This window comes from Paenibacillus sp. MY03, assembly GCF_002165585.1.
Classification (GTDB): Bacteria; Bacillota; Bacilli; order Paenibacillales; family Paenibacillaceae; genus Pristimantibacillus; species Pristimantibacillus agaridevorans.
Genome location: NZ_MXQD01000004.1, coordinates 67,548 through 87,697 on the forward strand (window position 1 = coordinate 67,548; position 20,150 = coordinate 87,697).

Below are 20,150 nucleotides of genomic sequence, written 5' to 3' on the forward strand. Positions count from 1 at the left end.
CTTCGTCGGCGTGTCAGATGACGCTCTTCGCCAGCTCCGGCGTCGCTTCGTTCGGGTTCCAGCTCATCAACTGGCACACGTCAAGCCCGAATTCCTTTACATGGCGGAAGCAATCGCCTCCATTGCGAATTTGATTAATTACACCGATATTCATGATGCCGATTCCTCCTCAAGCATGTTCTCTTCTTCGATCGCCACCATGGCGAACGTCTCCAGTTCCGGCAGCGTAAATACAAGCTCGCCGTCCCGATACGACGACGTCAGCCGTTCGCCCCCCGGCAATAGAAGGACTCGCGCCCCCGCCGATTCTTCCCATTTTAATCGGAATTCGATATTGCGGACCGGGATATTCGGCAGCGATTCCTGATAATTAAGCACTCGCAGTGTATGGCTGTTAGAATCTCCACCTCGGTACCAGACGGCTTCGACTGGCCGCGGAGCGTCCGAAGAAGCGGTCCATGCCCGGTTGGCAAGACGGCGCAGTACTTGCGTAAACAGCTGCCGATGATCATCGGAGCTCATCTGCTCCAGTCCTCCGGCGCAATAGGCGGCTCTGCCTGCGCCATATTCGTTCAGCACCAGCGACGGACGTTCCGTGGCGATGCCCGGCGGATTGCTGATAGCCGATGCAAAGCGGCTCGGGTCCTTGGGGTTCGTATAAGCCAGCGTCAAAGTCGCCGCAATCTCCCCTGTCGTCACCCGTACAAAACGCTGCGGTCCTGCAATCATCATGGGATGGGCTGCATCGTTTCGGGGCATCCAGTGTTCGAATGCCGGCGCTGGAGCCATATAGGTGATCGGTTCCTCCGTTTGACCTTCATCCGACACTCCCAAGACGGCGGCAAGTCCGAAGTCCGGGCGCAGGGTTCCGTCCTTGCGTCGCAGGGTTCCGGCTCCGCTCGCATAAAGCCCTCCCCCGCCATGAACATAAGCGGCAAATGCCTCGATCTCTTCATCATCCGCGACCGGCAGATCACACAAGACGACGACGGCGAAACGGTCCAATTCACCGAGGTTGCGCCGCGTGATGACCGTATACGGAATGTTGGCGTTCATCAGGGTCCGGGCCGCGTTTTTCGCCGCCTTCATAAGCGGTTTGTCCATCGACCCGTCAAGCACGGGCTTGCCGTTGTCGGCCGGATCGTACAGCGACTCGAAATTGAAGTAAAGCGCCACGTCTGCGATTGGCACAGCATCGGGATTCAGATACGGCTCATAAGCCTCGAGCTCGCCGTATATTTCGCCCATCGTCTCATATACGCGTTCGTCGAGAGTGCCTGTCGGGTCGATCGCATCAATAAACAAAAATGCGCCTCCGTTTAAAATGGCGGAGAAGGTCTGTGCGCGAAGCAAGGCTTTCGATTTGGTCGTTGTATGTTCGGTCAGATCGGGACAACGAGACGTCATGAACTCGAAAGGCCGGTTCTCCGACAGATTGTCGAGCGCCTTGCAGGTGAAGGTTTGCAGCAGCGCGTCTCCATAGAAATCGCCGCTGCAGTAGTCCGTATGTCGAAAGAAAGCTTCGGTGAGCCCGTTCTGCCAGCCAACCGACCAGGATGAACTCTGCTGGCCCACCGTCACTCCCGGTTTAACCCGCTTGGCGAGCTCCGTCAGGCTGCCTGCATAATCGGCCAGCCAGCTCTCGCGCGTACGCTGCCATGCGACCCAATCCGGGTCGCTCCAATCAACCGTTCGCGGAATCTCGCGCTGCGTCTCCGCCATATATCTTGCCTTGCACGCTCCGCAATGGCAGGGAGAATACGGCCAGTGGATCATATCGATCCACAGCCCGTCGAACGAATAATTGCGGCATAAATCTTCGATCTGCGAACGGAGATGCTCGCCATACGGCGTATTGAAGCAGCAGACGCCAAAGCGTCCGCGGTCCCACAAATATTCCGCCGTGTTCAGGCCGTCCGCCGAAACAAAGCGCCAGTCGGGGTGGTTGTCGTAGGCCCATTTATTCCAGTAATTCATGTAGACCACCGTACGGATTCCCGCTTCCCGGCAAGCTGCCGTGACCTCTCCGATAAGATCGATCTCGCCGAGGCCGGCATGCATCCTGCCGCGCGGCGTCGGCCAATAGCACAGTCCGAGACAAGAAGAGGCGTACACCATCGCCGTATCGACGCGAGCCGTCTTTAACAGCTCGACATAACGCGCGGCGTCAAAATCCGCCATGAAACGAATGTCGTCGTCCGGTATGTGCATATCGATCAAGTTGCGACGATAACTGCTTCGGTACCAGGGCTCCTTCATATTGATACTGCCACCCATTCTCCCTGTTTTCTGGCGGAGGCAAGCTCCGCCTCGGCAATGCGGATCGTGCCGAGAGTATCCGCAGGCATGCAGCGCTCGGGTTCGTCTCCGGCAGACAATATCTCGACGAAGTAACGAAGCTCGCGGTAAAAGCCGGCATCCTCATCCAGCTCGGGCTTGATCGCCTCTCCTTCGGCCGGATAATCGGTAAGAATGCCATGCTCGAAAACGAGGCAGCCCCGTTCGAAATTGACTCTGTAGCTCATCTCGAAACCGAAGGCCCCCTTTAACGTCCAGTCATCCTGCGCAAGCACAACCTTGCCGTCCGCGTAACGATAATGCGTCGAGACGATGTCGTACCCGCTGCCCGGCAGCACATTGCGGCCCACGCAGGATACGCTCTCCGGCTGTCCGTACAGCCAATTGATCAAATCTACGTCGTGCACATGCTGGTCGAGCAGGCTGCCGCCGCTACGGGCTTCGCGAAGCATCCAGTTGTCATGCGACCAGACAGGAGTATCTCCGCCGCGGAAAAACGTCGCTGCCAGCGTATCTCCATAACGGCGCTGCCCCGTACAATTTTTCAAATACTCGTAAGCGGGCCAGAACCTCAGCACCTGCGCTACCATCAGCGTTGTGCCCGTTCTCGCCGACGTCTGAGCCATGGCGGACGCTTCGTCCGCGCCTAGAGCCATCGGTTTTTCGCACAGCACGTGCAGACCGCGCTCCATAGCCCGGATCGCCGTTGCGGCATGCAAATCGGTCGGCAGCGCGATATCCACAAAATCAAGCTCCTCGCGCTCCAGCAGCTCGCCTATATCCGTGTAGAGGCGATAGGGCGAAAAGTCGATGCGCTCGAACGATTCATTAAGGTTGCCTTCGACAAACACGTTGTCGAACTTGCGGGCATCGATATCGCAGATCGCTTGCAAACGCACCGGGGCTCCCTCGCGCTCCAGGCGTTGGTATTGCGCCAGGTGAACGCGGCCCATAAACCCGATTCCGATCAGAGCCCCCTTCCATATCTTCGTCCCGGTCGCATCCGTCGTGGATGCGGTATGATCCTTGCCGCTCTCCGGCAAGCTTTGCCCGTTGGTCATGGTCTATACCCTCCTATACTGGGAGTCGGATGGCGTTCCCGCAACGCTAACTTCCCGTCCGGTCGCGCAAGCTTCGACGATAGCGGCGGCAACCTCCGAGCCATGAATCGCATCGTCGAACGACAGGTAGTCCAATCCCTGTCCGCCTGCGAGCAAGCCGTCAGCGATATAACCGAGCTGATCGCGTAGGGCGCCATATACTTTGCCGTTGAACTCATGATGGATGGCAAATTCGGTCGTGCGTCTTCCGCCGTCGTTCCATACCTGCAATCCAGATCCTGACGTCTCGAAATGCGCCACGCCTTCTGTTCCGATGACCTCCACCTGGTCGACAATCGCTATCCCTGCAGCATCCGGAGTCATCCAATTGCTGTGGAGAACCGCTATCGCGCCGTTTTCGAAGACAAGCGTCGACCACAACACCTCCGGCGCCTCGACCCCTTCAATATAGCAGCCTTGCGCCCGAACGGAGACGACTCGGCTTCCCGCATACCAGATAGCCAAATCCAGGTCGTGGACCGACAGCTCGTAGACCGTATGCGTCCGCTTATAGGTTTCGAAGAGCGAATGCTCCCGCGATCGCTTAAAGAACATGCTGACCGGCTTGCCAACTCCGCCATCTGTTATCCGGCGCTTAATCTCCGCGTACCTTGGATCGAAGCGCAGCAAATGTCCCGGTAGCACATGTCTCCCTGCGACCCGCGCGGCATCGAACATGCGGCGCGCCTCCTCCGGCAATGTGGAGACGGGTTTCTCGACGATGACGTGTTTGCCGGATGCAAGCGCCGCCAGAGTCGGTGCCAGATGCTCTTTCTCATAGGTAACGACGCTCACGAGGTCCAAGTCGTCTCTCGACAACAGCTCTTCATACGAAGCGTATATAGCCGCCTGAGGGAAACGCTGCTCCGCCAGTTCCCGTCTTTCTGGACGATTGTCGCATACGGCGACAATCTCGACTTGCGGCAGACACCGGAAAGCTTCGAGGTGGCACATCCCCCAGTTGCCCAAACCGATCACGCCTACGCGCAGCTTATTCATGCCAGCCCCCCCTTTTCGTTAAGCTTCATCGTAATTTTGCCGCTGCTTACCTTGCCGCCGACCAGCATCTTAAACGCCCGGTCCGCATCCTCGAGCCGGCAGATCTCGGTCCAGCCTTCCTCCGTGATCTTGCCCTGCTCAAGCAAATCGACCGCGTCCGCAAAGTCTCTGGCGGTATAGCAGAAGGAACCGAGAATGGCGATTTCACTGCGGACCAAGTGATTGATTGGCAGTCGCGTCTCATCGATGCCGAGACCGATATTCATAAACGTCCCGCCCGGGTTAACGGATCGCAGGGCACTTTCTCGCGTCGGCTGGAATCCGGCGGCATCGATAACCACATCGATGCCTTTCTCGGCGAAATGGCGGCGCACCGCATCTTCGAGCGATTCCGTCTTCGGATTCGCGGTCAGGTTAAAGCCAAGGCCTCGCACCATCGTGAGCCGTTCCTCGTTCGTATCGGCGACGAGAACGTCGGAAGCGCCCAAAATGCGGGCAACCATCGCGCTCAGGATACCGATCCCTCCCGCGCCAAGCACGGCAACGGCCGAGAACGGATGCCTTTCCATCGCGCGTCTCGCCGCGCGCAGCGAACAAGCAAGCGGTTCGGCCAAACTGGCGCGTTCGGCGGATAATCCGTCCGAGATCGGCACGATTGCCGATTCGGGCACAACAACGTATTCGGCGAAGGCGCCGGGTCTGTGAATGCCGATGATCTGCCGCTTGGCGCAAAGCTGCGTCAAGCCGCTCAAGCAGCTGCGGCAGCTGCCGCAGAACAGCAACGGATTAATAACTGCGCGCTGGCCGACAGAATACCGTCCAGCTCCCGGGCCAACCGCTTCCACAACGCCGCTTGCTTCATGCCCCATAACGAGCGGGGGCACGCGCAAGCTGTTATGGCCCAAATATCCTTCCAGCTCCGAGCCGCAAATTCCTACCGCTTCTACCCGCAGCCGCACTTCTCCCGTTCCAGGCTCGGGAACGGATCTCTCTTCGATGACGATACTCTCGGGGGCCGTCCATACCGCCGTTTTCATCATAAGATTGCCTCCCCTTTCGAATGGATCGCCGACAAGCCGGCTATGAGCCGATCCACATCGGCGCTGTCGTTAAAGGCATGGACCGACGCCCTGAACCGGCCGTCCCCGCCCCACAGATAGATGCCTTGCCGCTCCAGCTCCGCGGAGATCTCCTCCCCCTGGTCGCTGACGACGCATATATTGCCCGCGCGGAATTCGGGTTCCCGCGGCGTCATCAGTTCGTAGCCTGCCGCTTCCAGCTTGCTTATCAGCTCGGCGCCAAGACCGAGCACATGATCTTCGATAAGCGGGATGCCCGTGTCAAGCAGCAGCCGGGTCGAGTAGTCAAGCGCATATACGCAAGGATAACTCGGATATCCCGTCTCGAATCGTCTGGCATCCGGCTGGAAGCGATAGCTTCCGTCGCGAAGGGGGCTGAACATGTCCGTCACGCCTCTCCAGCCGACCGCTCTTGGCATAAAATCGCTCGTCCGTGCCGGATTAATGCCGAGAATGCCCAGACCGTGTATGCCAAGCAGCCACTTATAGGAGCTGCAGACCACAAAGTCGGTCTCATTGATATCTACAGCCGTAATGCCGAGCGACTGGGTCGCATCGAGCATCAGCAGCGTATCCGTCTGTTTGAGCGCGCGATACAGTTCCTTATAGTCCAGCTTCGCCCCCGAGAGATAGCTGACATGGCTGGAGACGACAATTCGCGTCCTTGCGTCAACGCGCGACAGGATGTCCTCCGGCGACACGCGCCAATTGACATGATCTACGAACCTCACCTCGACGCCGGCCTCCTGAAGCACCAGCCAAGGCAAAATGCCGGAAGGAAACTCCAGCTTGTTGACAACTACGTTGTCGCCGGCCTTGAGACCTAAAGCTCCTGCAATCATGGAGATGACATCGGACGAATTGGACAGCAGCGCGATTTGATTGGGCTGGCCTCCGAGCATCTTCGCCAGATTCGACTTGCAAGAATCCTCAACCTCCGCATTCGAGCTTCTGCCGCCCGGACCGTAGCTTCGGTGCTCCATATAGCGCCTGACCGCGTCAACGCTCCCTTTGAGAGGCGGCGATTCCGCCCCGTTGTAGAACCACACACGATCGCCGATATTTTCGAACATTTTTTTGCTTATTAATGATTCCATCTGCTCTCGCTCCTAGCATTTCATTCTGGATTATAAATTCGGGGGAAGCTCGAGCTTCTCGAAGCAGTCGTATGCTTTGGCGATATGCCGGTCAGCCGCCGATAACAGAAATGGACCGTGGCCCGGGTACAATCGTTTGATTCGCAGATCGTTAAGCCTGGCTATCGTTCGGGCATAAGCGTCGATCTCGCAATCCCAAATTTGCTGCAGTACGATTTTGCCGCCCGCAAATATGGCGTCTCCCGCGAACAAGGACATGCCGTCGCCTTCGTCCAAAGCAAAGCCGATATGTCCCCGGGCATGTCCCGGCGTCTCTATCACCTTCAGCGAAAGCGCGCCAACCTTAATGATATCCCCGTCGCTTACAGTTTCGTCGATCGGACAAGGCGGGTATAAATAATCCGGAGGGTAGACGCCTGCAAACACCGCTGCCCCGATACTCGTTCTGTCGATGTCGGCGGATTCGATCCACGGTCCGGCATCTTTCGACGCGATCGTCCAAAGATCGAGCCGTTGCCGGAGAGCCGCCGCTCCCGCGGCATGATCGGCATGCGCGTGAGTCAACAACAGCTTGCGGATACGGGAGGCGGGAACGCCGGTCGATGCTATGGAACTCAACAGCAGCTCCGTATCCGCGCCGGCGCCGGCATCGATCAGCGCATATTCGTCGCCGTCGCCGATCAGGTAGATGTTGCAGTCCAGTCTATGCGTCATCTCAAAGCCGAATTGTCCGCTGCCGACCAGCCACAGACCTTCCCTTAGCTTCAATGTCCTGTCTCCTCCTCGTCCATGTAGGCGATGCACTCGATCTCGACGGTCATGCCAGGCGGGAACTTGACGATTTCGACGGTGCTTCTGGCCGGCGGTTCGTGCTCGAAATAACCGGAATAAACTTCGTTGTAGGCTTTGAATCCGTCCAGATCGTCCAGGAAGGCCGTCACTTTGACAACATGTTCCAGCGATGAGCCCGCTTCCTCAAGGATTTCCTTCATATAATCAAGGACAATGGCCGTCTGCTTGGCCACATCGCCGGGTGCCAGGACCGATCCCGTCTCCAGATCGAACGGGCACGTTCCCGAGACATATACCATATTCCCCAGCTTCACGGCTTGCGCGTACGCGCCGCTTGGCTTCGGTGCCTTATCCGTGACGATGATTTGCTTGCGCATGTTCGATTTCACTCCTTTTTGTCATTCGGCGGATTGAACGCCTGCCAGTGTTGCGTAAAATGCTGCTGCCTGTACCACTTCTTCAAGATCGACCCATTCGTGCTTGGAATGCGCTTGCGCAATCGAACCGGGTCCGAAGACGATGCTTGGTATGCCTCCAAGTTGCTGGAGCTTGCTTGCATCCGTGCCGTAAGGTACGCCGACAGCTTCCGTGGCGAGTCCAAGCTTCCCGGCAACCTGAAGGGCTTCCCTCACGATCGCGGCCTGCGGGTCCGTATCGAGCGCCCAATCCGACAGCAGCTCGCGAACCTCGAATACGGTGTCGGAAGGAAGAACGGCGCCGAGCGCCTGCTTAAATTGCTCCCGCACGACGTCCGGCTGCTCGCCGGGCAATATTCGCCGGTCGACTTGAATCTCGCAGCGTTCGGGCACGATATTGATCTGACCGCCGCTCTCGATGGTGCCGACCGAGATCGATGCCCGACCGCATAGAGGATGCGATAACCCCTCAAGCCGCGGCGCCTCCCGATCGCGGATATAGGATAATACCGCCAACATCCGGTATATGGCGTTGTCACCTTCCTCGGGCATCGAGCTGTGGGCGGCTTTGCCTCTGGTCTCGACCGCGAAGCGCGCGCAGCCTTTAGTTGCTGATACGACGCGCAGTTCGGTCGGTTCGCCGACAACCGCGCCTGCCAATCGATGCTCCCGATCCTCCTCCAGAAATCGCAATACGCCGCGAAAGGCAGCTTCTTCGTCTACAGCCGCGCATAACACCAGATCGCGCGGCAACGAATCTCGTCTTGCCGCCCAATATTCGATCGCCCATATCATCCCTGCGAGCGTCGCTTTCGTGTCGCAGGCTCCTCTGCCATACAGGCGGCCGTCCCGAATCTGCGGCTCGAACGCCTTTTCCATCGAACCGGCCGGAACGGTATCCATATGGGATTCGAACAGCAGGGCGCGTTCCGGCTTGCCGACGCTCAGCTCGGCGACTACATTCCAGCGTCCCGCGAATACCTGCTGCCGACGTACGGGGATGCCGGCTCGCCTCATGCGTTCTTCCACATAACATGCAACGTCCGACTCGCCGGGAGATCCCTCTTCGTAGTAGGGATTGACACTGTTAATGCGGACCAAATCCTCCAGTATTTCCAGCACCGGATGATTTCCCGTAAAACCAGCTACAGCCCCCGCTCCGCCAACCGCCTCTATGTTGTTGCTCATCATTCCTTCACGCTCCCAAGCGTGATGCCGGTCACGAAGTACTTTTGCAGGAAAGGATAAAGAAGCAAGATGGGCAACGCGCCGAGGAAGATCTGAGCCGACTTGATCGTGCGGTCGGATATAAGCTGCATCGTCTTGAGATCCTGCTCCGTCATGTTCGAATAGTCGCGCTGGATAATGATCGTCTGCAGATAACTTTGCAGCGGGTAACGATCCGGCGAGTTCATAAAGATCAGTCCGTCGAACCAAGCGTTCCAGTGGTTTACGACCGTTAGCAGACCAATGGTCGCCAACGCCGGAAGAGATAGCGGTACGAATATCCGAAACAAAGTGGACATATGGCCCGCTCCGTCGATAAAAGCTGCTTCCTCCAGCTCCTTCGGAAGATTGCGGAAGAAATTAAGCAGCAAAATGACATTGAATACGGGCACCGCTCCCGGCAAAATAAGCGCCCAGATCGAACCCATGATTCCCGTCTCCCTGACAATCATGAACAAGGGGACGATTCCGCCGCTAAACAGAATGGTCACCAACATGAACCAGGTGTATATCGTGCGTTGCTTGAAACGTTCGCTGTCTTTGGAGAGCGGATATGCCGTAATCAGCGTCAGAAGCATATTGACGGCAACGCCGATGCCCACCCGTTCCAGAGTAACAAGCAACGACTTCAAAAATAGTCCCGAGCTGAGCACGAATTCATAAGACTTCACATTGAAGTCTATCGGCCAGAATCGAACAAGGCCTGCTGTGGCAGCGGCGCTTGAACTGAAGGATACGGCCAGAATATGAATAATGGGAAGTACGCACAGCAATGCGAGCAGACCAAGCAAGAACGCGTTGAACCATTGGAACACCCGCATAGGTCTTGTAGTGTAATGCATGCCGAATCCTCCCTAGAAAATTCTATACTTGGCGAATTTGTAGGCCAGATAGTAGGTTGTCGAAATAAGAACGAGCGAGATGACCGACTTAAATAGTCCGATTGCGGTCGCCGGGCCATATTGAGCGGAAATTAAGCCCATCCGGTACACGTACGTATCGATAATATCGCCGCTGTCGTATACTTGCGGACTATAGAGATTAAAGACCTGCTCAAAACCGGCGTTAAGCACATTGCCCAAACTAAGCGTCATCAGCAGGACAACGATTGTACGGATACCGGGCAAAGTGATATGCCATATTTGCTTTATTCGGCTCGCTCCATCCATCACCGCGGCTTCATACAGAGATGGGTTAATGCCGGTTAACGCCGCCAAATAAATAATGGTGCTGAATCCGAATTCCTTCCAAATGTCGGAGATGACAAGCACATAAGGAAACCAGCTGTTTTCCCCCAGGAAATAAACCGGATTGATACCGAACAAACCCAGAAACGCATTAACAATCCCGGTGGAGGGAGACAGGATATCGACCAGTATGCCGCCCAAAATAACCCATGACAAAAAGTGAGGCAAATATATAAGCGTCTGCACGCCGCGTTTGAATAACCGGTGACGGATTTCGTTCAGAAGCAGGGATACGGTCAACGGAACGATAACGCCGGCGATAATTTTCATGACGGAGATATACACCGTATTCCACATAATCTCTCGCATGTCCGAAAGACTCAAAATATAGCGAAAGTTATCAAAGCCGATCCAGTCCGAGCCAAGGAATCCTTTGGCCGGTATAAACTTCTGAAACGCGATGACAATTCCGAACATTGGACCATAACAATAGACAAGAAGCAGGATCACAGCCGGGAGCAACAGCAGATGCAGCGGCCAATTGGATAATGTGGATCGCTTCATGAGTTCAACCTTCCTTCCGTTCCTCCCGTTGTCGGGAAGAGACGGCCGAAGCCGCTCTTCTCCGACGTGGTCGGAAACCTCTGTTACCGGATGACGCGCCTTTTGTTACCGATTGGCGTACCATTCATTGACTTCTTCTGTCACCGCGTCGCCCCCGCGTTTCTTCCATTCCGTGACGAACTTGTCGAACTCGTCGATCGGCGCGGCATTGAAAATAATTTTAGTAAACGTTTCTAATTGAATCTTGTTCATATCTGCGCTTCTTTCGGACATCAAGGTCAAAGGCGATGTAATAAACTCGTCGGACAAGTAGGCATTCGACTGACGGTACTGATCCGTAACGCCCATCGAGCCTTCCTTGCCGAAGATGGCGTTCCAGCCCCACAGGGAACGGTCGCCCGCTTCGAATTTTTGGATCTTGTCATAGACGCCCATGTCGTCGCCCGTCAAATCCGAGGTGTCTCCGGAATCGAGCGCTTTTATGACTTTAATGCGCTGGTCCGTATTTTTAAACGCGCGATATGCGGCAATTTTGTTCATTTGCCAGATCTCGGTATTGCCATCGTTGACGAACTTCGAATTGATTTCCGGATCTTTATTTTCGTAGAAGATTTCCGTCCACATATCGAGCATAGAGAATAGCGCCTCGGGATTCTTCGTTCCTTTTTTGACGACCCAATAGCCGATCGTGCCGAGCGCAGCCTGGTTTTTGGCAGGCTCCGCATCGTTGGAGACGATGGGAAACGCTTTCCATTCCGCATTCGGATCCTGGTCAATGTTCTGCTGCAGCGGATACAGACCGGAGAACGGACTGTTAAAAAACATGCCTATCTTTCCGCTAACGATTGATTCTACGACTTTGGAGAAGTCCTTGGAGCCGAATTCCGGATCGATTTGTTTATTTTTGAACATTTCTTGCAAGATGCCGAGAGCCGTTTTCATCTCAGGTTGAATGCTGCTGTATGCCAGCTTGCCGTCTTGCCCCTTGATCCAGATATTGTTATACGCATGAAAACCATTGAAGAAGCCCGTCAAAGTCGAGAAGGCGTTGTCTACCGCGAGCCCGAACGTATCGTTTTTATTGTTGCCGTCCGGATCTTGCGTAGTGAAGGCTTCGGAAATCTTCAACAAATCGTCCATCGTTTTTGGCTCGGAGAGGTTCACTTTCTTTAGCCAATCGGTACGAATCCATACCATCTGGGCGCCTTCCTTAGGTGTCCCGGTGAAAGGAATTGCCAGCAGCTTGCCGCCGATTTTCGCCGAATCCAGCGCGGCGCTGCCGCCTTCATTAAGCAAGGATTTGACTCGTTCGGGCGCGCTGTCATAAGCGGCGGACAGATCGTGAAGCAGATCGGCCTCGGCCAATTGCTTGAACTGAACGGGCGTAGCCTGGAAGAAGTCCGGAATATCGCCTGTCGCGATCATGAGATTCGTTTTCTGCTCCCATTGCGTAGCATCCACGCTCCACAAAGACTTGATCTTGATGCCGTACCGGTCCTCGTATTCTCGCGTCCATGGATTGTTGTCGACGGTATCTCCATCTGCATACTTGACGGTTGGGTGCGATTGGTTTACTGTAGTAAGCGTGATCGGCGGATCATACTTGCCGCCCGTGCTTCCTGTCGGGGAAGCCGGCGCGTCCGAAGTCTGAGATGGGGACGGAGATGCCTTGTCATTCGAGTTGTTGGCACATGCTGCTAGCGATAATGTGGCGATAATGGCGCCAATGAGAATACCTGTAAACTTTCTTTTCAAGAAAAGTCACTCTCCTTTGAATTAACAGCCTATTCACTCAATTTGCCGGGTAGCTCTGCAAGCTATTCGCAATCGTGCTGGCATCTCCGCCCAACTCTTGCCCATTGTTCGCGTGTTTGTCTAACTCGTAGTTCATCAAGCGCAACCTTCCAGGTTGCCCTGTTTGCTGCTTTCGGTTGGTCTCATGTTTTGTTTTCTTCACCCCTCTTTCTCACCGAAAGTCTGTTCCGATCCCCCTCTACATCGATTTAATGATCTATTTAAACTTCCCCTTCGACGCCGCCCCTTGCTCGCGGACGTGCGGGAAGCTTAAATCGGCGTCGACCGTTTCCATTAACGGCCCAACACATTAGCCAGGCTTCTCAACTTGGCTTCCAGCATGGTTGCCGTGGACGGAAACTCTCCATCGGTACGGCGCGACAGCTCCAGCCATGGCGCCCGCGCAAGCAGCGGGACTGCCGCTTCCGCATTTTCTTTTTCCTTTGCCGCAATCTCCAGCATCAGATTTTTGTTTCCGCTCTCTTTGGCCAATAAGAACTTGTAAGTATTTAGCGTCGTCAGGAGCGTCCTGTACACATATTCGATTAATGCGCATTCTTCGGCCGCCATCTTGACTTGCAGCGAATCCTCGGATGCGGGAGCCGATGCGGCTGCCTGATAAGCTTGCAAAGCATGCCTGCATGCAATTTCGTATTCCCGAATCAAGATGTCTGCCGGCTCGCTGTCGTTTCGGGGCCTGATGGTGAACTCCATATGCGAATGGGGCAATGAAGTCAATACAAGGGAATGCTTTACTTCGTTTGTTGCGTTGGAGAAAGTTTCCTCATTCTCTTGCAAGTAATAGAGTAGCGCTTCATACAACTCGGGTTCATCAGGCAAGTCCCCGAATGCTAATGGATGAGCCGGGCCGATAAATTCGGGTCCCGTAAAATAAATCGGGATATATGGCAAATGCGCGACGGCCTGATCCAGTTCTCTCCAAGCGTTTATAAACGCTTCGGCGGCCGGTCCGAAATCCCGTTTGGCCATGACGGCTGCCGCTTCTCCTGCCGGCAGTTCGGGACGCCATGATGCCCACCACCCCAGTTCCTCTGCGCGCGATCCCCACATTCCGAAGAACATCCATGATTGAAGCACTCCGGCCGGTGACATGGCTGCCGTATTCCGCCATTTCTCTTCCAGTCGGCCCAGCGCGGGCATATAGGGAATATGGATGCACTCGAGACCAATCGCCGTTTCCGTCTTGATATATAACGGGATATGCTTGCCAGCCGCGTCTTCCGCTTGTTGGAGCAGATTGGTGGCAGGCCCAGTATAATCGACGGAATAATCCCAAATTTTTTTGTCGTAGCCTTCTTTGACCGCCCATTCATCTTTTTCGATTGTGCTGAGCAGCGATACGCCGTTTGACATGCCGTCGATCAGCGCCAACTGCGCCGGGTCGCTCGACCACACGAACGCGCTGTATGGCCATGCCATTATCGGCGCATCCGGCTTCACGGCATGCACGGCATCCGCCGTCGCACGAAGAAGGCCATTCACTGCATCTTCCGGTTGTTTGTCCCTGCAATTCGGACAATTTGTTCGGGCCTCTTCCGGCATATCTCTCAAATCGGGCCTCATAAAGCAATGATAGTAAGACTCGCCGCCGATGATCAAAATCAAGCCGCCTAATTCGGGTACTTCCCGGAACAAATTCGCCATCGTCTCCCCGTGGAAGTCCAGACAGTCCGGATCCGACGAGCATAAATTGTATATTTCCTTGCCGTTCTGGACTAGCCCCGGATTGATGCGGGCTCCCCGCGCAGAAGGTACTCTTTGGAATAAGGGATGATTGCCGTCCAGCTTCGGGCTGACAGGTACGTAGTATAATGAAATGCCGTACTTCGCCGCGCGCCTGGCCGCATCTTGCAGCTTCTCCAGGTTTTCTTTGCTTTTCGGATGATTGAGTTCGGGAAAGATCCGACTCTCAACGTACAACAGCCAATCGCCGTATAACATCATTCCGTTAATCCCATAGTGCGCGAGCAATCCGAAGGCTTCGTCGGAGAGATAAGCTTCATCAAGATCAGGCACGAGATAGTTGGAGAGATATGGCGCCTGACTGATCTGTACTTGCCATTGCGGAGAACGTTCGACGATTCCTGCTTCCAGGCAAGCGACTCCGCTTGCCGACAACTCTCGCTCCGTCCAGACGATGCCGGCCCAAAGTCCCTTGGCTTCCGATGCCTCTATAACAACTTCACCGGACCGAACCTCTCTTTTAAAGCATCCTTTACCGATGCTGGCGTCTTCGCGAATAACAAACCTCTGCTCCGCATGTTCGTTCACTTCAATGCCGGCGCGTGACAGATAATCGGATAAATCCTCGGCAGCCTCCGTTGCGCCAGTAAACGAAGCCTCCCGTGCTACCAGCCAACTGCCGCCAAGCCCGACTGCGTTCGGCCTGTCAGTATCGACTGCAGCCAGACGTCTTATGGACCGGTGAGGAGCTCGCCGCTCTATCGCGATTTCATCCTGATTCGCACGAAGGAGCCGATCGGCAATAAGCAATGAATTATGCATCATAATAAACGTCCTCCCTCTGGGTTAAAACCACGAATGTTCATCGAACAATGTACCGTCTACTTCCTTCATATCCGCGAATTCTTGATAGGACCGATGAATGTGCTCGCGCATGACTCCTTCCGCATGATCGGGATCGCGCCTTCTCATTGCATCGATCAGCTCCCAGTGCTGCTCGACTTCCTTCTGCTTGGTTGAGGCCCTTCCGAGAATCCGATTGACAAGCGCAATCTGAAACGAGATCGTTTTATACATACGAATCAGACGTTCATGTTTGGACAGACGAATGATCGATTGGTGGATGTACAGCGATTCCTCAAGCAACGAAGGAACTTCATCGTCGTTCATCTTCCTCTTCATATCTTCGTACACGCTTTCAAGCTCTTGGATGTCCTGATCCGAAGCATTACGGATAGCCAGGCGAATCGCCAGTCCTTCGTAAACCGCCCTTAACGAATAAATCTCGAACACATCCTGCATATTAAGCTCGCGCACCATCGGCCCTTTGTTAGGAACTATGACGACAACGCCTTCTCCCGACAATTGCCTGATCGCCTCGCGCACGGGCGTCTGGCTGATCCCGAGGTCTTTGGCGAACTTCGTCTCTACGATACGATCGCCTGGATTCAGCTCTCCCTCAATGATTTGCTGCTTGATCAATTGCACAAGGTCTTCGCTTATATTCTGTTTTTCCATAATGTTTTGCTTCGTCATCTTCAAGCCGTTAGCCCCCTCTCAAAGTAGGATTATATATAATGTATAATATATAATGATTAATCAAAAGTAAATATCTTTTTTCTTTTTTGTGAAAATAATTCACACGACACAAACGCATCAGAATATAAAGCGATTTCATTATGAAGGTAAGCGCGATCATTTTTTTGAAGCGTTTGCACGATGTCATATACCCTATCATGAAGTCGGAAGTGTGGTCCATGTTATGAAGCTTCTAATTGTAATGTACTGCTCGCTATTATACTCGTCCTACATATAATACGTCATATATATGGTTTATGATTTATATATGACTCAATTATAGTGTTCTTATTTTATATATTGCGTATTATATAAGAATGTGATAAAAGATATATGAGTTCAATATTTCGTTTAACGCCAAAAAAGAATCAGGAGGTTCCATTGATGGAGGCGCAATCACCTACTATACGGAATGCGATCGGTTGGAGCACCGGGCCCGTCGCGAACCCGAAGGAGCAGTTTATGACGAATGTTAGTTCAATTGTACATTTTCACGAAGGTCATGCCGGAATGAAGCAATGGCTTGGCGGAAAAGGCGCGAGCCTTGCCGAGATGACCCGCGCGGGCCTCCCCGTCCCGCCCGGATTTACCGTCACGACGAATGTATGCAGAGCTTTTTACGAGAACGGCAATCAACTTCCGGAAGGTTTAATGCCGGATATCCGTAACGCAATATTGCGCATCGAGCAGCTTAAATCCCAAAGGTTCGGCGATGAGAGAAATCCGCTGCTGTTTTCGGTCAGATCCGGTTCAGTCACTTCGATGCCGGGCATGATGGATACGATCCTCAATCTTGGCTTAAATGATGCAACCGTTCTTGGACTCTCCGGCGAAACAAAAAATGCCAGGTTTGCTTTTGACTGTTACCGCCGTTTTATTCAGATGTTCGGCAATGTGGTATTCGGCGTGGAATCGATTCACTTCGAACTGCTCCTCCATAAATTGAAACAGAAATACGGCTATCAACAAGACCGGGACGTCGCTGCGGAGGCTTGGACGGAACTGATCGAATCATACAAAATGTTGATTAAAAACCATACCGGCAACGTATTCCCCCAAGATGTTTACATCCAACTGCAACTGGCCGTCGAGGCGGTGTTTCGCTCATGGAATAATCCAAGGGCTATTACATATCGCAATGCCTATCGTATTCCCGACGAGCAGGGAACTGCGGTAACCATTCAATCGATGGTATTTGGCAACAAGGGCGACGATTGCGGCACCGGGGTACTATTTACACGAAATCCGTCAACGGGCGAAAAGAAGCTGTACGGGGAATATCTCATCAACGCGCAAGGCGAAGATGTAGTAGCGGGTACTCGAACACCTCTGCCTATAAACGAAATGAATAAAGAAATGCCTCACATCTATTCTCAATTAACCGATATAGCCAAACAGCTCGAGTTGCTTAACAAGGATGTTCAGGATATTGAATTTACGGTCGAACAGAATAAATTGTTTATTTTGCAGACACGCAACGGCAAACGTACGGCTCAAGCGGCGATAAAAATTGCCGTTGACTTGGTCGACGAGGGGATTATTCTCGCAGAAGAGGCCTTGATACGCATTGAGATGGAGCACTTGGATCAGCTGCTGCACCGGGCTATCGATTCCGAGCAACAGCTGGATACTATTGCCAAGGGTCTTAATGCCTCCCCTGGAGCGGCGTCCGGCCGGGCAGTGTTCGATGCCGACACGGCAGTGGATTGGAAGCTCGCAGGCCATAAAGTCATTCTTGTATGCGCCGAGACCAGCCCGGATGATATTCATGGAGTGATCGCATCGGAAGGCGTACTGACCAGCAGAGGCGGAATGACAAGCCACGCGGCAGTCGTTGCCAGAGGAATGGGCAAGCCGTGTGTCTGCGGGTGCGAGGAAATAAGGATCGACAAGATGAACCGCCATTTCTATGTAGCCGGCCCTGGCGGTCTGGAAGAGAATTGCAGGAAGGTACATGAGGGAGATTGGATCACATTGGACGGCTCCACCGGACGGGTCATTTTGGGAACGGTAACGCTTAAGGAACCGGAGATGACGGGAGAGCTGACAAGATTGTTGCAATTTGCGGATGGGATTCGCCGACTAAAGGTGCTGGCGAATGCGGACAATCCGGAAGATGCACGGAAAGCCAGACAATTCGGCGCGGAAGGAATCGGATTATGCCGGACGGAACATATGTTTATGTCATCGGCACGGCTGCCTGTCGTTCAGGCGATGATACTCGCCGAACACCAGGCAGAACGTCAACATTCGCTGGATCAGCTGTTGCCTATGCAACAAGAGGATTTTGAAGGTATATTCGCCGCCATGGAGGGACTCCCCGTTAATATACGGTTGCTTGACCCGCCATTGCACGAATTTCTGCCAAAGCTTGAACTATTGCAACAACGGCAACGGGAATCGGCAAATAAAGATGAAGAAACGAACAAGCTCATTCGTAAAGTTCAATCGCTCCATGAAGTCAATCCGATGCTGGGACAGCGGGGTTGCCGTTTAGGCATTGTTGTTCCGGAAATATACGAGATGCAGCTCAAAGCCATCTTTAAAGCCATTTTGTCTTGCAAGGAGAAAGGGATGAAAGTCCGGCCTGAAATTATGATTCCATTGGTCGGGCATGTCAACGAATTAAAGAGGGTCCGCGACTTGGCAGATCGCGTCGCAGCCGATATCCTTGGCGAAGATCATCATGTGGATTATAAGGTCGGTACCATGATAGAAGTGCCAAGAGCCGCGCTCACAGCTGATCAAATTGCGAAGGAGGCCGACTTTTTTTCCTTTGGAACCAATGATTTGACGCAAATGACCTTCGGTTACAGCAGAGACGATGCGGAAGGAAAGTTCCTATCCTGTTATGTGGATCAACAAATCTTGCCTGACAATCCGTTTCAGGTTCTGGACGCGGAAGGCGTAGGTCAGCTAATCGAGATCGCGCTCCATAAGGGACGTAAGGCCAATCCCGCTCTAAAGACGGGCGTCTGCGGCGAACACGGCGGCGATCCGCGTTCCATTCGTTTCTGCCATTCGGCCGGATTGGACTATATCAGCTGCTCGCCATACCGTGTTCCTATGGCTAGAATCGCGGCAGCTCAAGCTCTCTTAACAATCGATTAAAAAAGAAAGGACGGTGGCCTCTGAGCCCCGTCCTTCCCTTTCTCCGTACAAGATTGTCCCATTTATTGCCCGGCTCCTCCGCAGCTCCAACGTTACTCGCCCAAGCTGTGGTCCGCAAGACCGAGCGGGAACGGCTCTGGACGCCGGCATGTGCTCTCCATCGTGTAATGGACGCCTTGCTCCGAGGAGTCGAGGATGCCGAACATCGCTTCAAGCACATGATACGCCATCTCTCCGTTCGCGCGGTGAGCGCGGCCGGTCAAAATCGCTGTTGCCATGTCCGCCGCACCGACTCCCCGCGCATTCTCCGCTTTGCCGTAAGCCAAAGGAATATCGGACCATTCCTGCGCGCCTGCGCGCCGGATAAGGATCTTCCCGCCGAATGTGTTGGGATCCGGCACTTCCAAAGTACCTTCGCTGCCATACAACTCGATTCTGGGCAGCGTGGAGCCGGCCTTGACATCAAAGCTTGTCAGCAGCGTAGCGATCGGGCCGGAGGAAAATTTAAGCGTACTCGCGATATGGGTTGGCGTTTCGACTTTAATTTTTTTTCCGAACAGCTCTTTGCTTGTCGCAATCCTTTCGGGAAACGAAATCTGGGCCATGCCCGTCACCTGCGTGATCGGGCCGAGCATGGCCACAAGCGCCGTTAAGTAATAGGGTCCCATATCAAACAGAGGACCGCCGCCTGGCTGGTAGAAGAAATCCGGGTTCGGATGCCAGCCTTCCGGCCCTCCCCCCAGCATAAACGCAGTGGCGCCGATTGGCGTGCCGATCCAACCGTCTTCGATCAATTTGATGCAGGTTTGGAGACCGCCGCCCAAAAACGTATCCGGCGCGCATCCAACGAGCAGCCCTCGGCTCCGGGCAACCTCAAGCACGCGTTTCCCTTCTTCGCGCGTTGCCGCCAGAGGTTTCTCCGAATACACATGTTTGCCTGCCTCCAGCGCCTGAATCGAGACGGCCGCATGCACTTTGGGAACCGTCAGGTTAATGACCATCCCAATATCCGGGTCCGCAAGCAAGTCCTCAACCGTACATGCCCGAACGCCGTATTCGGCCGCCTTGGCAGCGGCGAGTTCCGCATTGAGATCCGCGCAGGCAACAATCTCCATTGACTCGAATCGTTTGCCATTCTGAAAGTAAATACCGCTAATATTGCCCGTACCGATTATTCCGACTTTCAACTTATCCAACGCTGTCC

16 protein-coding genes are annotated in these 20,150 nt (G+C 54.0%); 1 reads left to right on the forward strand and 15 read right to left on the reverse strand.

Translation table 11 applies throughout. The features are described 5' to 3' along the window. Positions 1-13 precede the first annotated feature (13 nt). The 14 genes from B1748_RS36705 to B1748_RS03030 all read right to left on the reverse strand — a co-directional run bounded on the left by B1748_RS36705 (position 14) and on the right by B1748_RS03030 (position 15,793). On the reverse strand, positions 14-154 hold the full coding sequence (locus tag B1748_RS36705) for a hypothetical protein (RefSeq protein WP_179215346.1): 141 nt from the start codon (positions 152-154) through the stop codon (positions 14-16). Beyond that, the gene (locus tag B1748_RS02970) at positions 151-2,259 is read right to left on the reverse strand and encodes an alpha-amylase family protein (protein ID WP_179215347.1); all 2,109 of its coding nucleotides are present in this window, start codon (positions 2,257-2,259) and stop codon (positions 151-153) included. Before B1748_RS02970 ends, B1748_RS36705 begins: the two co-directional genes overlap by 4 nt. Then, positions 2,256-3,359: a Gfo/Idh/MocA family protein gene (locus B1748_RS02975; RefSeq protein ID WP_256975500.1), complete on the reverse strand. Its 1,104-nt coding sequence runs from the start codon at positions 3,357-3,359 to the stop codon at positions 2,256-2,258. The genes B1748_RS02970 and B1748_RS02975 overlap by 4 nt, the downstream gene beginning before the upstream one ends. 3 nt (positions 3,360-3,362) lie before the next feature. After that, positions 3,363-4,397: a Gfo/Idh/MocA family protein gene (locus B1748_RS02980; protein WP_087566389.1), complete on the reverse strand. Its 1,035-nt coding sequence runs from the start codon at positions 4,395-4,397 to the stop codon at positions 3,363-3,365. After that, positions 4,394-5,437: a zinc-dependent alcohol dehydrogenase gene (locus B1748_RS02985; protein ID WP_256975501.1), complete on the reverse strand. Its 1,044-nt coding sequence runs from the start codon at positions 5,435-5,437 to the stop codon at positions 4,394-4,396. Before B1748_RS02985 ends, B1748_RS02980 begins: the two co-directional genes overlap by 4 nt. Beyond that, complete coding sequence (locus tag B1748_RS02990) at positions 5,434-6,573, reverse strand: aminotransferase class V-fold PLP-dependent enzyme (RefSeq protein ID WP_087566390.1); 1,140 nt, start codon at positions 6,571-6,573, stop codon at positions 5,434-5,436. The genes B1748_RS02985 and B1748_RS02990 overlap by 4 nt, the downstream gene beginning before the upstream one ends. A 30-nt stretch (positions 6,574-6,603) precedes the next feature. Further along, on the reverse strand, positions 6,604-7,341 hold the full coding sequence (locus tag B1748_RS02995) for an MBL fold metallo-hydrolase (RefSeq protein WP_087566391.1): 738 nt from the start codon (positions 7,339-7,341) through the stop codon (positions 6,604-6,606). Then, on the reverse strand, positions 7,338-7,742 hold the full coding sequence (locus B1748_RS03000) for a RidA family protein (protein ID WP_087566392.1): 405 nt from the start codon (positions 7,740-7,742) through the stop codon (positions 7,338-7,340). The genes B1748_RS02995 and B1748_RS03000 overlap by 4 nt, the downstream gene beginning before the upstream one ends. Positions 7,743-7,763: 21 nt before the next feature. After that, entirely contained in the window at positions 7,764-8,972 is a 1,209-nt protein-coding gene (locus B1748_RS03005; protein WP_087566393.1) for a M20 family metallopeptidase, read from the reverse strand. Beyond that, entirely contained in the window at positions 8,969-9,850 is an 882-nt protein-coding gene (locus B1748_RS03010) for a carbohydrate ABC transporter permease (protein WP_087566394.1), read from the reverse strand. Before B1748_RS03010 ends, B1748_RS03005 begins: the two co-directional genes overlap by 4 nt. A gap of 12 nt (positions 9,851-9,862) precedes the next feature. Next, positions 9,863-10,759 carry an ABC transporter permease gene (locus tag B1748_RS03015; protein WP_087566395.1) on the reverse strand — a complete coding sequence of 299 codons (897 nt, stop codon included), beginning with the start codon at positions 10,757-10,759 and terminating at the stop codon, positions 9,863-9,865. A 105-nt stretch (positions 10,760-10,864) separates the two neighbouring features. Then, on the reverse strand, positions 10,865-12,514 hold the full coding sequence (locus B1748_RS03020) for an extracellular solute-binding protein (RefSeq protein WP_087566396.1): 1,650 nt from the start codon (positions 12,512-12,514) through the stop codon (positions 10,865-10,867). Positions 12,515-12,847: 333 nt separating this feature from the next. Beyond that, on the reverse strand, positions 12,848-15,082 hold the full coding sequence (locus tag B1748_RS03025) for a hypothetical protein (RefSeq protein WP_087566397.1): 2,235 nt from the start codon (positions 15,080-15,082) through the stop codon (positions 12,848-12,850). Between the two features lie 21 nt (positions 15,083-15,103). Next, on the reverse strand, positions 15,104-15,793 hold the full coding sequence (locus B1748_RS03030; protein WP_256975537.1) for a GntR family transcriptional regulator: 690 nt from the start codon (positions 15,791-15,793) through the stop codon (positions 15,104-15,106). 504 nt (positions 15,794-16,297) lie between these two features. Between B1748_RS03030 and ppdK the strand changes: the two genes are divergently transcribed. Continuing rightward, positions 16,298-18,946: a pyruvate, phosphate dikinase gene (ppdK, locus tag B1748_RS03040; protein WP_087566886.1), complete on the forward strand. Its 2,649-nt coding sequence runs from the start codon at positions 16,298-16,300 to the stop codon at positions 18,944-18,946. Between the two features lie 92 nt (positions 18,947-19,038). On the opposite strand, the gene B1748_RS03045 is transcribed toward ppdK, so the two are convergent. Next, complete coding sequence (locus B1748_RS03045) at positions 19,039-20,142, reverse strand: Gfo/Idh/MocA family protein (RefSeq protein WP_087566400.1); 1,104 nt, start codon at positions 20,140-20,142, stop codon at positions 19,039-19,041. Positions 20,143-20,150: the final 8 nt, after the last annotated feature.